Here is a 14,036-nt window from a genome sequence, read left to right as displayed (position 1 = left end):
CCCATGATGAGCGTGAAACGCAGGACCGATTTCATGTCCCAAACCTKCGGCGCGGCGAGTGTTTCCTCGTCGGCCCTGTCGAAGGGGATTCCGATCTCGGATAGATCGTAGATCAGGTTGTTCAGAAGGATCTGGAGCGGTGCCAGCGGCAGGAAAGGCAGCACCAGCGACGCAAGCGCCATCGACAGCATGTTGCCGAAGTTCGAACTCGTTCCCATACGGACATATTTCATGATGTTGGCATAGGTGCGCCGGCCCTCTGCCAGTCCCCCGGCCAGCACGCCGAGATCCGGCGCCAGCAGAATGATGTCGGCTGCCTGGCGAGCGACATCGGTCCCGCCTTCAACCGATAGACCGACATCGGCCGCATGGATGGCGGGCGCGTCATTGATACCGTCACCGATGAAGCCGACGGTATGACCATGCCGACGCAAGGCGCGCACGATCCGACTCTTCTGGTCGGGTGAGACGCGAACGAAGAGGTCGGCTCCTTCGGCTCGGGAAGCCAGGGAAATCTCGGACAGGCCGGAAATCTCCTCTCCCGTCATGAGGCCGCGGGTCGGCAGGCCCAGTGTCTCGACGAGGTGCTCGACGACCGGTGCGGCATCGCCAGAGATGATCTTGACGCGGACGCCCGCCTTGATGAGCTGGGCTACAGCCTCCGTCGCGGATGCCTTGGGAGGATCGAGGAAGGCGGCGCAACCGACAAAGGTGAGCCCGGCTTCATCGGTGAGTTCTGCATGATGGCAGCTGGCGGGCATGTCGCGTCTGGCGATCCCTAGCAGACGGAAGCCCTGTCGCCCCCTCTCGTCCAGCAGCGTCGCGATTTTGACCCGCTCGGTCTCATCAAGCGGCGTCACGATCCCGTCGGATGCCTCGATCTGCGTGCACAGGGCGAGCATCGCTTCTGGTGCGCCCTTGGTGATCAACTCAGAGGCGGTGCCGTGCGAAATGAGGACCGATGCTCGCCGCCGCTCGAAATCGAAAGGCAGATCGTCGACATGCGCCCAGCCGCCATCGAAACCTGTCGGCGCTCCGGCCAGGATCGCGTCATCGAGATTGCTGCGCATGCCGCTGGCAAAACGGCTGTTCAGGCGCACCAACTGTGCCGCGCGTGTGCTTTCCATGCCGTCTGCCCCAAAGCTGGCGACGTGCACGATTTTCGCCTCGGTCAAGGTGCCGGTCTTGTCGGTGCACAGGACGTCCATTGCGCCGAGATCGTGGATGGCGGACAACCGTTTCACCACGACCTGGCTCGTGGCCATCCGCACCGCTCCGCGCGCGAGGGTGACCGTCATGACCATCGGCAGCAGTTCGGGGGTGAGGCCTACTGCAAGTGCAACGGCGAACAGGAAGCTCTCGAGCGACAGGCCGTGATGAACAAGCTGCGTTAGGAGCACGAAGAGGACCAGGAACCCGGTGAGCCGCAGGATCAACATGCCGAGCGCATGCACGCCACGCTCGAACGCGGTCGGGGGCTCCTTCGCCTGGACGGAGCTGGATATCGCGCCGAAGCAGGTGGCACCGCCAGTCGCGACCACGAGCATGACTGCCTCCCCGCCGACGATACTGGTTCCGCCGAACAGGGCGTTGAAGGCGTCGGAGAGCGAAGCCCCTGAGGAAGGTCCCGGATGCTTTTCCACGGGATAGGGTTCGCCGGTCAGGAGTGCTTCGTTGGCGAGTGCGCCATTCGCGGAAAGCACGACGCCATCCGCGGGCACGAGTTCGCCGGCACGGAGTTCGAGCACGTCGCCCGGTACGATTTCCTTGACGGCGAGTTCCTGAAGCCTGCCATCGCGACGTACCGACGCCGTCACCGCGACCGAGCGCCTCAACGCCTCAATGGTGGTCTCGGCCTTGTGTTCCTGGGCAATGTCGAGCCCGATGGAAAACAGGACAATGATCAGGATAATGAGGAAGCTCTGCCAGTCTCCCGTGGCGCCCGAGATCGTGGCTGCAATGAGCAGGATGGCGATAAGGGGTTCACAAAGTCGCTTGCCTAGCTTGCCCACGAGACTGCGGCGCACGCCAGTGACAGCCAGATTCGGGCCATAGCGGCCCATTCGCGCGCGCGCCTCCTCGGAGGTCATCCCCTCCGGCCGCACATCGAGTACTCGCAAGATCTCGTCATTGTCGCCCGACCAGAAGGCGGGCACTCCATTGGCTGGTCCCGACCGCGTGGGCGCCTCTTTCGCGAGGCTCAGCGCACGATCCATTGCTCGCCCTCCTTGCGGTAGCTGTGCTTCACGGCCGCCCAGGCAATGCGGTGAGCGATTTCCTCGTGCTCCTCAGCGCTCCGGTCTGCGTAGCCTTCCCAGGCGCTGTTGAAAGCGGCGCGGTAGATTTCCTGAGCGTGGGCAGGCAAATGCGCCCGAACAGAAGCGGGAAGGTCTTCGAGCCTTGCATAAGGCATGAGGCGATCTCCCGTCAGTCGGATCCGGAGCTGGGACGGTGCATTGATCGCGAATGCGGCCCTGCACGTTCGGTTCTCGCGAGCTGCGCCTATGTGGCCCGCATTTCGATCCCTTGCGCGAGGTGGCGTCCTTTCCACGAACGCGCCGGGAAGCGTTCGATCAGCGGGCTTAACCGTGCACATAGAGCCCCGGCGCGGGGCCCAGTGCCTCGTCCCCGGGCGTGGCGACGCTCTGCGGTCGCGACGTCTGGCTGCTTGAGTGGAGGGCGAGCCAAGCAAACCAGTGAGGCCACCAAGAACCCTCATGGTATTCCGCCGCCTGAAGCCAATGCTCTGGTCCCTGATGCCGTTCATGCATCTTCGCCGTCGCGATCCGGACATGGCGATCTGCCCTGCTAGGCGGGGACACGATGCCCTGATTGTGGCCGCCATTCGTAAGGGCGAAGGTCACTTCAGCATCCGTCAGCATGTGCAGCTTGAAGACAGAGCGCCAGGGCGCGACATGGTCCCATTCGGTACCGACGGCGAAGATCGGGCGACGGATATCGCGTAAGGACACCGGGTGTCCGTCAACCAGGAGGCGTCCTTCCGCCAGGTCGTTGTTGAGGTAAAGCGAGCGCAGATACTCGCTGTGCATGCGGGACGGCATCCGTGTCGCATCGGTGGACCAGGCTGCGACATCGCCCATGGGCTCTCGCTGGCCGAGAAGATAGTGACGGATCATCCGAGACCAGATCAGGTCGTTGGAGCGCAGCAGATGAAATGTACTCGCCATGCGCGAGGCTTCGAGGATGCCTTGCTCCGACATCATGTCGTCGAGGATCGCCAGCTGGCTCTCGTCGACGAAGAGGCTCAACTCGCCAGCCTGGCGAAAATCGGTCTGCGCAGCCAGGAATGTCAGGGTCTCAATTCGGTCGTCGTAGTCACGCGCCATCGCGGCGGCCGCGAGACCCAGCAATGTGCCTCCGATACAGTAGCCGACGGCATGGGCCCGTCTGGCGCCAGTGATGGCCAGCGCCGTGGCGAAGGCAGGAAGCACACCCTGAAYCCGATAGTCGTCGAGGCCGACGTCGCGATCGGCCGCGCTCGGATTCTTCCATGAGACCATGAACACCGTGAAGCCCGCGTCGACGAGATGTTTCACGAGCGAATTCTGTGGGCGCAGATCGAGAATGTAGTACTTCATGATCCAGGCGGGGATGATCACGACGGGCTCCGCATGCACCGCCGGGGTCGCAGGGGCATACTGGATGATCTCGGCCAGCGGCGTCCGATGGACGACCCGCCCGGGAGTGATCGCGAGCGTGTGACCGGGAACGAAGGCCTCTGCGCCAACCGGTGGCTGTCTGGCGAGAAGCCGCTGCAGATCCTCGAGCGCGAAGCTTGCACCGCGTACGAGATTGCTCCCGCCGCTCTTCAGCGTCGCATCCAGGACCTCTGGATTGGTCATCGGAAAATTGGAGGGAGCAACGAGATCGAGGGCCTGCCGGCCCACGAAGCGCAACAGTGCCATGTGGTGCTCAGTCGAACCATGAATGTGGCGGCYTGCCTCATCGAGTGTTCTCTCGCAGGCGAGCAGGGATTCCGCGAAGAGCGCGAACGGCCATTGTCGCCAGCTTGGGTGACGGAACCGCTTGTCCTGAGGCAACGAATGCTCGCAAGGCGAGCATTCGCCCCCCTTGGTCAACATCTGGACATTCAGCTCGGCCAAGCGACTGGCCTCCGACAGTCCGGTGATGGCGATCTCGGCCATTCGGGCGGGCGAAACCGATAGGTGAACGGCCCAATCGAACCAGGCCTCTGCGAGGCCCATAGGCKAGAAACCTGCGGCCATCCGGCCKATGCCGGCGTGCAGGAAACGATCCAACGGCTCTTCGGGACCAAGCCTGTCCTGTTGTGGTGGAGCCTCCGGCGGGAGGGGCGGCGCATTGGTCAAATGAGGAGTGGTGTTCGGATCAGTGAAGAGGGTGGATTCGACATTCATGTTCGAACTCCCGTCACCAGCGCACGCGCGAAACACAAACTATCAGTCGCAATCCGTTCGGTGGTTGACCTGCATCAAGGCGACCCTCGCCGGATTGTTCTTGATGATCGATACCCAGGCAGCGCTTGGTGCGCTGCCTTCAGAGGAGGCGAGACATGGTAGCTTCAACGAACCGCGCCAGCAGCCCCGACAAACTGGGTTTCCCGTCGTTTGGCTTCCCGGAGGGGATGGGCAAAACGATGCAGGCGCAATTCGCGACCGCCCTTTCCGTACCCCAGGCCATATTGGAGGCAAATCTGACTGTGGGGGCAGAATGGCTTTCCTTTATGGGGCGGCGCATGAAGGCGCAGGCCGAATTGTGCAATGCCCTCAGTCACTGCCAGGAAATTGGCGAAGCGGTCGAGGCGCACCGGAAGTTCAGCCAGGGCATCGCGAGCGACTACTCCACCGAGTTCGACCAACTGGCGACGATCATGCGCAAGGAAATGGCCGTCGTCACCGCGACCGCAACTGAGGCTGTCGAAGAAGCGGGCCGGGCAGGTAAGCTCGCGGCATAGACAGCATACGGCTGTGGCGCCGAAAGGATTCCTGATGCATTCTTGGCGTCGAGCGCAGGACCCTGTCCGTTCGTGGCCGAGAAACTCAGTAGCGCCTCAGTCGCGCCTGGAGGAGGCAAGCCATGTCCAGCAGTCTCCCCCTTGTTCAACGCGATAGCTGGCTTGTCGTGTGCGACGGCGCCAAGGCGCTCATCCTGCGAAATGATGGCGATGTCGACCGATTGCGGCTGCAGGTCCTTCACACGATGGAACGGCCGTCCGCCCCCGATCGCGAGCTTGGGRCGGATCGTCCAGGTCGGGTCCATCAGTCTCTCGGCGAGGGGCGCAGCGCGGTTGAAGCAAATAGCCGCCACGCAGCTGCCGAGGTCTCGTTTGTTGGCGAGGTTGCACTCTTTCTGTCTCGACGAAGCGGCGTCGACCGTGTCAAGCGCATCATCCTGATTGCGCCGCCCAAGGTGCTGGGTGAACTGCGTCGCCAGCTGCTTCCGGCCGTGCAGGCTCTTGTCGTGGCGGAAATCGTCAAGGACCTGACGAATCTGCCTGTCGGCGAGATCGAGCGCCATCTTTTGAGGTGAACGGCTGATTGCCCTCCGCCGGAGGTGATTTTCACCGTGTCTGGCTTTAGTTCCGGGCCCTGGGCGAAGGCCGGCCCGGGGATCGCGAGAGCCGGATAGAGAGCGTGATCTGTGTCAATGCGAGCTGCGATAGGGCCGATAGGCTGAAACCATGAAGCGACAGCCCTCTCATTCTGCGATTTTGCTCCTCTTTGGCGCATGCCTTGGTATTATGGCGAGTGCCGTGAACGCGATGCCGGCGGATGCGCAACGCCCTGAGAATGCCCAGAGTGCGGACTTGGGCAAGAAAGTCGCTCAGCGTATCTGCAGTGGATGTCATGCTGTCGGGCGCACAGGTCAAAGTCCCAACMCCAGGTMGCCACGCTTTCCGCTCATCGCCGAACGTTACCCCGGCGGCAATCCCGCTCCCGTCTTGATTGACGGAACCGTGGTGCGTCACCCGGGAATGCCGGAGTTTCGTCTCACCGAAAGCGAAACCGACGGGCTTGTCGCCTATATCCGGCGGATTTCGCGAAAGTGGAGGCCAGAGTTCCGGTAAGGCCAGGCGTGTGCGAGCCAGGCTGCTGCGCAGGAGGATGGAAATGGACAAGCCTCTCAGGATCGCCTCGTTCCTCGGTCTGGTGGTGACCATGATCGGGATCGATGTGACGGCTGCGCAGAGTATCGGCGATGCTGCCGCTGGCCGCAATCTGGCCTCGACATGGTGCGCTGCATGCCATCGCATCACCGGGGAGGACCGAGATCGGGCCCGCACGCCTCCAGATTTCGGGGCGATAGCCGATACGAGCCAGCAGACCGAGCTCTCGCTCCGGGTGTTTCTCCAGACGCCTCACGGTCAAATGCCGCGCTACCAATTCAGCCGCTCCGAAATCGACGACATCATCTCCTATCTCCTGAGCCTCAGATCGCGCTGAGTCCGCCCTCGTTTCAGCGCAATGTCAGACGCAGGGGGCCGCAGCCCTTAGGATCAGACCGGCGCTGCGGAGTTGATCCAGGTCAACGGAACTGTCGGCTGCTGAGCTAACGATGATGATCAGCCTGGCGTGGAGCGTATCCTGATGAACGATCTGGGTCCAACCATTCGCCCATCCATGCGACGATCGGCCTACGGGATGAAGGCTTGGCCCGGTAAGGAGGCTGGATCACTTGCCGTGACCCCAATTCCATTGGCCACTTCTCCCAGCAGGCGGCAGCGTGCCCATTGGGGCGCCCATCTCATCGACTTGGGCTCAACCGGTCGCGCACGACGGGCTCTCCAGCCGAACGTCGGGGCATTCTCACTCCGAATACCAAAGAGTTTGCTGTTTATGCCACGATGCCGGAGCGTGGTCGCGGTTGGGCGCAAACGAACAGTCTCGTTCGAATAATAATCATATGTTCAGCCAGCCTTCATCTACTTCTCTAAATTTGTCTGGCTCGGAACCGCTGCCGAAGTCTCTCTTTCATTTTGTCTTTCGCATCAGCGGATGGCATCAATTATGGGTTTCCGTCATTTCTGTCGCTGTATTCCTCTTGAATGCCGCGCCAATCGAAATTCAAAGAAGGGTGATCGATACGGCGGTCAAAGGAGGGGCGGTCAGGGACATTCTCCTGCTTGTGACCGCACAAGCCGTGATCATACTCAGTTTTGGGCTGCTCAAGCTCCTCATGAATCTCTATCGAGCTTGGATTGGGGAAAGTGCGACCCGGGCCCTGCGCGTTGCGATCGACACTCGCCTTGCAACGCGCTCGGCCAAGTCACGACAAGACGGTAACGATGCCGTCGGTCTGTCAATGATTATGGCGGAAAGTGACGATGTTGGCGCTTTCGTCGGGTCCAGCATCAGTATCCCGATCGTGGAGATTGGGTTCTTGATCAGCGTCTTCAGCTACCTTTTGATACTGGAGCCGCGAATGGCGCTGGTGAGTGCAGCAATTCTCGCGCCGCAAATCGTTATTGTTCCATTGATTCAGAGGGCAATCAATCCAAGAGTTGCTGGTAGAATAGTTTTATTGCGAAAATTGGATCTGATATTTTGACTGTCAGCAAATATGGCAGAGATAATCAGAATGACGACGATTTAAATATCGTATTTGATATTAGTATGGGAATATTCGCTTTGAAGTTCTCAATGAATTTTCTGATGAATCTGAGTTATAGCGTAGGCGGAATTCTAATATTGGGCTTGGGTGGCGTGCTTGTCGTCCGCGGTCAGACGGAGATCGCGACGGTCATTACCTTTCTTTCTGCGACGGGAAGGGTGGTCGATCCCTGGAATGACGTGGTCGATTGGGCACGGAACCTGGCAGTTTCAGTGGTGAAATACGATCTGATCGTCAATGGGTTCGCGCGCCTCGACACGGAGGAGGATTTCGCGAGCAGTCGATGAAACGTGACGCGGCGGGCGCGTGCGCGCATCTCGCTGGATCGAGCGATCCCGCGCGAGAGCGGGTGCGCGGCCGCGAGCGGGGCTCATGAATCGCGAGCTGGCGATAGTTCTCGATACATCGATCCGCCAGGGCTAAGATGCTTGCCTAGGAGCCCGTCCGAGTAATCCTCTGGACSGGGTGGCTTCGGGATGATTCACTGGCTCATGGCCAAAGTGTTTCGCTCTTGGGATGTCGATCAGGGCTGGCTTTTGCCGCCTTCGCTGCATGAGTTCGTGCCGCCCGGTCACMTGGCGCATTTCGTCCGTGACACGGTGCGCGAAGGGCTCGACCTTTCGGCTATTATCGACAGCTACACCGAGGAGCGCGGCTATCCGCCCTACCATCCCGGCATGATGGTGGCCCTGCTTCTCTATGGCTACAGCCGTGGCCTGTACTCTTCGCGTCAGCTCGCCCGCGCCTGCGAGGAGCGGGTCGACGTCATGGCAGTGACCGGCCTGAACCGGCCGGACTTCCGGACCATCGCCGACTTCCGCAAGCGCCACCTCGTGGTCCTATCGGACCTGTTCGTGCAGGTGCTGCGTCTGTGCCGGGCGGCCGGTTTGGTCGAGTTCGCACACGTGGCGGTCGACGGGACCAAACTGAAGGCGAACGCCTCGCGCCATAAGGCCATGAGCTACGGGCGGATGAAGACGACGGAGCCTGCGTTGGCCGCCGAGGTYGCACAATGGCTCGATCAGGCGCGCGACACCGACGCGACCGAGGATCAGGTTCATGGCGCGGACCGACGTGGGGACGAGACACCGGACTGGATGGCCGACAAACAGCGTCGGCTGGAGAGGATCCGAGCTGCCAAGGAGACGCTGGAGGCAGAGGCTGCCGATCCGCCGGATCCGGAGGACGAGAGCGGACCAGGCGCATCGTCGGGCATGCGCTGGCAGGGCCGGGCGTTGCGGAGCGAGGACGGTGGACCGCCCGACCGGGCGCAGCGCAACWTCACCGACCAGGACAGCCGCATCCTGCCCACGCGCGACGGGTTCGTGCAGGGCTACAATGGCCAGATCGCGGTCGATGCCGCCCATCAGATCATCGTGGCCCACCGGTTGGTGACCAACTCCGCCGACTATCGCGCCCTCGTGCCGCTCATCGACGATGTCCGCGTCCATCTTGGGCGCAAGCCGCGTGAGGTCTCGGGCGATGCGGGCTTTGCCAGCGAGGTGAACCTGGCCGCGTTGAAGGAGAGAGGGATTGCGGGCTACCTCGCCCCAGGCCGTGCGCGCCACGGCGAGGGGAACGCGGTCGGGCGCCGTAGACTGACGAAGATGCCCTTGATGAGCGCTATGGCCGCACGGCTGAAGCGGGCTGGCCGCAGGAGCCGCTACCGCCTCAGGAAGCAGGTGGTCGAGCCGGTGTTCGGGCAGATCAAGCAAGCCAGAGGCTTCCGGCAGTTGCTCCTGCGCGGTCTCGATCAGGTCCGAGGCGAATGGGCAATGATCTGTACCGCTCACAACCTCCTGAAGCTTGCAAAAGCCTCAAGATGASGACCGGGCACCGAAATCTCGCGCCCAGCCTTCCCGTCATAATCGCCCCAAAATCGTTACTCGGACGGGCTCCTAGGTGTTTGCCATGCAGTTTGCCTAATGGGATCGTACGAATATCGAGCGGGCAGGTCGATCAGGCTAATATATTGATCAGCCTGATCGTATCCGGCCTTGCTCTCCAGAAATGACGGAATTTATTACCAGTAAATAAGTGTAGATGATTTCAGGGCGATGGTTTTCCGGTAAAGACGTAGCCGACCCCTCGCACCGTCTTGATGAGCGTCGGCCTCGTCGGGTCCTGCTCGATTTTCTTGCGCAGGCGTGAAATTTGGGCGTCGATCGTTCGATCGAAAGCTTCCAGCCTCCGCCCGTGTGTGATGTCCATCAGTACTTCTCGGGAGAATACGCGTCCGGGGTGTTTTGACAGCGCAGCCAGCATGTCAAACTCTCCRGTCGTGAGAACGATGTCAGAGCCGTCCGCCCTAAGGAGTTGGCGTCGTCCGAGATCGAGGCGCCAGCCATCGAAGCTGACGATTGCGCGATGGTCATTGTGATCAGGTGCTGTTGACGCGTGACGCCGGCGCATGACCGTACGCAGCCGTGCCAGTAACTCGCGAAGATGAAACGGCTTGGCGACATAGTCGTCGGCACCGATCTCGAGCCCAACGACCCGGTCGACGATGTCGTTCCGTCCGGTCAGCATGATGATCGGAACGTCGGAGTGGGAGCGGACTTCGCGAGCCAATCCGAGCCCGTCCTCGCCGGCGGGCAGGACGAGATCGAGCAGAATCATGTCGATCGAGGTTCGCTGAAGGCACTCGCGCATGCCCTGGCCGTTGGCGACCGCCGTGACGCGATAGCCCTCATCCTCAAAATAGCGGACCAGCATCTGCCTGATGCGCATATCGTCGTCGACGACAAGAAGATGCTCGTTCCGGGCTTGCTGTTCGGCCATGTCTGAGCTTCCGGATCACAGTCGTCGAGCCAGCGTACAATCCGTTACAATTTTATACCAACGGTAACTGGCCTATCGTTTCGTCGTCACTGAAGGGCGCTCAATTCTCCGGCTATGAGTGGTTATGCAGGGGAGTGTCATGTTAGCGGGCATCAGTGTTTCGTGCTTAGGCTTACCGCGCGGCAGCTTCCCGGACGMGCAGGTGTCAGCTCCTGACCTGGGGAGCTTGTTCAGGCGGCAACCCATCGAGAAGGTCGAGACTGGAGCTGCGGTCTTTTGGGAGGGAGACGAGGCAACGCATGTCTTCGAAGTTGTCGAGGGCGTCTTGCGCGTTTTCAAGATCATGAGCGATGGCCGCAGGGTGATTACCGGCTTCATCTATCCCGGAGATCTTCTGGGTGTGTCGCTCAAGGATCATTATCTCTATACGGCTGAAGCCATAACACCGGCAAAGCTGCGCCGCTTTGCCCGCTCCCGTTTCCAGGACGAGATCAATCGGTGCCCCGAGCTTCGCCCGCAGCTGTTTGCTCAGTTCTGCGACGAGATGGCTGCGGCCCAGGATCAGATGGTCTTGCTTGCTCGCAAGAGCGCCGAAGAGCGCGTGAGCAGCTTCCTGCTCCTCATTGCCCGCCGCCGGGCCGGAGGTCGGCCGACTTCGCCGTTGCTCGCGGTTCCGATGACGCGCTTGGATATGGCGGATTATCTGGGCCTCACGATCGAAACCGTATCGCGCAGCATGAGCAAGCTCATCGCCTGCGGCGTGATCGCGCCCAGCGGACGCAGCGCGATCATCATCCGCCAGTTGGCAAGGCTGGCAAGGCTTGCTGGTGAAGGGGATGGCGACGATGATGAGGATCGTCCGCCGACCATGACATCGGTGCGGCGCGCGGTCTGGCCTCACTGAGAGTTGATGCAATCCGCGGGGATGACGATGGAGTCCACCGTTACCAGTGACTTCAGTCTTGATGAGATCGTACGGATTCTCGATGGTGCCAATATTATCGTCCATGGCTTTGATGGGGTGATCAGCCGCTGGACATCCGGTTGCGCGGATCTGTACGGCTGGAGCCGCGAGGAAGCGGTCGGCGTCGTGGCGCATGACCTTCTGCGAACCGTCTTCCCGCGGCCGCTCGAAGATATCCGCGCCTACTTGAAGAAACATAATCTCTGGAAGGGCGAATTGACCCACCGACACAGGGATGGGCGTGCCATATCTGTCGCGAGCCATTGGGTCGCGGTGAAGTCGCAGAGCCGGGCAGGCTATTCGATCGTGGAGGTGAACATCGACGTAAGCGATCTGCGGCGCACGCAAACCGAACTCGCCGCCAGCTCCGCTCATCTGCGCTCGATCCTGGACACGGTGCCGGAGGCGATGGTCGTCATCGATGAAATCGGTACGATCCTGTCCTTCAGCGCCGCTGCCGAACGGCTCTTCGGATATGCGGCGGATGAGGTCTGCGGGTCGAACGTCCGGATCCTGATGCCGTCACCGGACCGGGAGGCGCATGATGGCTATCTCTCGCGCTACTTGGCGACCGGCGAAAGGCGCATCATAGGCTTCGGGCGCGTGGTGACCGGATTGCGCGCTGATGGAACCGAATTCCAGATGGAACTCGCCATCGGTGAGGCCGTCGCCGATGGCAGCCGTATCTTCACCGGCTTCGTCCGAGATCTGACGAGCCGGCAAAAAATCGAAGAAGAGTTGCGCCAGGCTCACAAGATGGAGGCGGTCGGTCATTTGACTGGCGGTATCGCGCACGATTTCAACAATCTGCTTACGGTCATCAGCGGCAATCTCGAGATGATCGAAAGGCGCATCGAGAGCGGGAGGCTGCACGATCTGGTGCGCGAAGCCCAAGATGCCGCTGATGACGGCGCCAAGCTGACGGAACAGTTGCTGGCCTTTGGCCGCCGGCAACCGCTCAATCCCAAGCTCATGGATGTCAGCCAACTGGTCGGCAACTTCTCAGCTCTCCTGCGTCGCACGCTTGGAGAGTCCATAGAGTTGCGCACGGTCGTGACGGGGGCGCCGCACCACGCTCTGATTGATGGGTCGCAGCTGCAAAACGCTCTGCTCAATCTCACCTTGAACGCCCGCGATGCGATGCCGCGTGGCGGGCGTCTTACGGTCGATGTTGCTTCGGTTCGGCTCGATGCCGACTATAGCCGCATTCATCCGGATGTGCGGACAGGAAATTACGTGCTGATTTCCGTCAGCGACACCGGAAGGGGCATGTCGGCCGAAACACAGCAACGCGCCTTCGAGCCGTTCTTCACGACCAAGGACGTTGGCGCCGGAAGCGGTCTTGGTCTCAGCATGGTCTACGGTTTTGCCAAACAGTCCGGCGGACATGTGCAGCTCTACAGCGAGTTGGGGCAGGGAACCTGCGTTCGGTTGTATCTGCCGGCAGCCACGAGAAGTCCTGTGCGTGCCCCTGGGCGAGCACCAGTCCCTGATGGACATAACAACCAGATTCCAGGGGGGACCGAAACGATCCTGGTGGCGGAGGACGATGCGCGCGTCCGCCATGTCGTCGTCGCCAGGCTGGAGGACGCAGGGTACAGGGTGCTGCAGGCCAATACCGGGGTAGAGGCGCTCCACCTGCTTTCGCAGCACCCGGAAATCCGGCTGCTCTTCACCGATATCATCATGCCTGGCGGCATAGCCGGGGATGAACTGGCGAAGCGAGCCCGCCGCATCCGGCCCGGAATCAAGGTCCTCTTCACCTCAGGATATGCGGAGCCCAGTATCGCAAGGCGAGAATTCGCCGCCGCGGGGAGCTGGCTCAGGAAGCCATACACCGCTCGGGAGCTGGCGGTCCGGCTACGGGAGTTGCTGAGCGACCCGATTTGAACAGCTTGCCATAGCAGGTTCTCATCGCAGTCCTCCGGCTCTGAGCGCGATGTGCTTCGTCTCCTGGAAATCGTGAAGAGAGGCGAGGCCATTCAGTCGGCCGATGCCGCTTTGCTTGAAGCCGCCTTCCTCGAACTCGTCGTGGATGGCGGCCCAATCATTGATCCAAACCGTGCCGACCTGCAGTTCGCGCGCGACACGGAGAGGCCGATCGACATCGCGGCTCCAGACGCTGGCGGCCAAGCCGAAATCGCTGTTGTTGGCGAGGGCGATGGCCTCCGCTTCGCCTTCGAAAACCTGGAAGGTCGCGACCGGTCCGAACACCTCTTCCTGGACGATCACCAGATTCGCATCGGAGACCTCGAGCAGTGTCGGTCGATAGAATGCCCCCGCCGCGAGTGCAGGCTCGCGCGGGATGCCGCCGCGGACGATGGCCTGAGCGCCCTCCGCCAGAGCTTTCTCCACCATCGCATCGACGCGGGCCACGCTTCGCCTGTCGATCAACGGGCCCATTTCGCTCCTCGGATCGGATGCCGGGCCGACTCTGACCTGATCCAGCCGCGCGCCAAGGGCCTGCCGCAGACGGTCAGCGATGCCGCGCTCCGCCAGGATCCGGCTTCCGGCCATGCAGAACTGGCCAGCGAAGACTGTGATGGCCTTCTCGAGTTGCGGGAGCGCTGCCGCGAGATCGGCATCGTTGAACACGATCATCGGCGTCTTGCCGCCGAGCTCGAGGCCGAAGCGCTTCAAGCGCGATGCGCCGGCTGCCGCGATCGCCCGGCCCGTGCGG

At 61.5% G+C, this 14,036-nt stretch carries 14 protein-coding genes; 9 read left to right on the top strand and 5 right to left on the bottom strand.

What is annotated here, in order from left to right:
* From mgtA to AC1DJT_RS24265, 3 genes are all read right to left on the bottom strand, one after another.
* Nucleotides 1-2,216 (bottom strand): magnesium-translocating P-type ATPase (mgtA, locus tag AC1DJT_RS24275; RefSeq protein ID WP_476835034.1); only part of this gene is annotated, 2,216 nt, incomplete at its 3' end.
* On the bottom strand, nt 2,201-2,413 hold the full coding sequence (locus tag AC1DJT_RS24270; protein WP_441505360.1) for a ChaB family protein: 213 nt from the start codon (nt 2,411-2,413) through the stop codon (nt 2,201-2,203). The genes mgtA and AC1DJT_RS24270, both read right to left, overlap by 16 nt.
* 169 nt (nt 2,414-2,582) lie before the next feature.
* Complete coding sequence (locus tag AC1DJT_RS24265) at nt 2,583-4,397, bottom strand: PHA/PHB synthase family protein (protein ID WP_476835033.1); 1,815 nt, start codon at nt 4,395-4,397, stop codon at nt 2,583-2,585.
* Between the two features lie 155 nt (nt 4,398-4,552).
* On the opposite strand from AC1DJT_RS24265, the gene AC1DJT_RS24260 reads away from it, so the two are divergent.
* From AC1DJT_RS24260 to AC1DJT_RS24230, 7 genes are all read left to right on the top strand, one after another.
* On the top strand, nt 4,553-4,954 hold the full coding sequence (locus AC1DJT_RS24260; protein WP_441505362.1) for a hypothetical protein: 402 nt from the start codon (nt 4,553-4,555) through the stop codon (nt 4,952-4,954).
* 122 nt (nt 4,955-5,076) lie between these two features.
* Nucleotides 5,077-5,529, top strand: coding sequence for a baeRF12 domain-containing protein (locus AC1DJT_RS24255; RefSeq protein WP_476835032.1), 453 nt, complete (start codon nt 5,077-5,079; stop codon nt 5,527-5,529).
* Nucleotides 5,530-5,680: 151 nt separating this feature from the next.
* Nucleotides 5,681-6,067: a c-type cytochrome gene (locus AC1DJT_RS24250; RefSeq protein WP_476835031.1), complete on the top strand. Its 387-nt coding sequence runs from the start codon at nt 5,681-5,683 to the stop codon at nt 6,065-6,067.
* A gap of 43 nt (nt 6,068-6,110) precedes the next feature.
* The gene (locus AC1DJT_RS24245; RefSeq protein WP_441505364.1) at nt 6,111-6,443 is read left to right on the top strand and encodes a c-type cytochrome; all 333 of its coding nucleotides are present in this window, start codon (nt 6,111-6,113) and stop codon (nt 6,441-6,443) included.
* A gap of 460 nt (nt 6,444-6,903) precedes the next feature.
* Nucleotides 6,904-7,548: a hypothetical protein gene (locus tag AC1DJT_RS24240; RefSeq protein ID WP_476770154.1), complete on the top strand. Its 645-nt coding sequence runs from the start codon at nt 6,904-6,906 to the stop codon at nt 7,546-7,548.
* Nucleotides 7,545-7,898 (top strand): hypothetical protein, encoded by a 354-nt coding sequence (locus AC1DJT_RS24235; RefSeq protein WP_476770155.1) that lies wholly within the window; start codon nt 7,545-7,547, stop codon nt 7,896-7,898. Before AC1DJT_RS24240 ends, AC1DJT_RS24235 begins: the two co-directional genes overlap by 4 nt.
* 204 nt (nt 7,899-8,102) lie before the next feature.
* Nucleotides 8,103-9,437 (top strand): IS1182 family transposase, encoded by a 1,335-nt coding sequence (locus AC1DJT_RS24230; protein ID WP_476769043.1) that lies wholly within the window; start codon nt 8,103-8,105, stop codon nt 9,435-9,437.
* Between the two features lie 223 nt (nt 9,438-9,660).
* Here the strand turns inward: AC1DJT_RS24230 and AC1DJT_RS24225 are convergent, their stop codons facing one another.
* The gene (locus AC1DJT_RS24225; RefSeq protein ID WP_441508468.1) at nt 9,661-10,392 is read right to left on the bottom strand and encodes a response regulator; all 732 of its coding nucleotides are present in this window, start codon (nt 10,390-10,392) and stop codon (nt 9,661-9,663) included.
* A gap of 139 nt (nt 10,393-10,531) precedes the next feature.
* On the opposite strand from AC1DJT_RS24225, the gene AC1DJT_RS24220 reads away from it, so the two are divergent.
* Together AC1DJT_RS24220 and AC1DJT_RS24215 are read left to right on the top strand one after the other, a co-directional pair.
* A complete protein-coding gene (locus AC1DJT_RS24220) occupies nt 10,532-11,296 on the top strand; it encodes a Crp/Fnr family transcriptional regulator (RefSeq protein ID WP_476835030.1) in 765 nt (254 codons plus the stop codon).
* Between the two features lie 6 nt (nt 11,297-11,302).
* A complete protein-coding gene (locus tag AC1DJT_RS24215; protein ID WP_476769042.1) occupies nt 11,303-13,246 on the top strand; it encodes a hybrid sensor histidine kinase/response regulator in 1,944 nt (647 codons plus the stop codon).
* 21 nt (nt 13,247-13,267) lie between these two features.
* Here AC1DJT_RS24215 and AC1DJT_RS24210 read toward each other — a convergent pair.
* Nucleotides 13,268-14,036 (bottom strand): aldehyde dehydrogenase family protein (locus AC1DJT_RS24210; protein WP_476835029.1); only part of this gene is annotated, 769 nt, incomplete at its 5' end.

Source organism: Allobosea sp. 05T422_2 (assembly GCF_056396265.1).
Note: the sequence above shows the minus strand (reverse complement) of the source record. Positions and strands in the feature narration are given on the sequence as shown.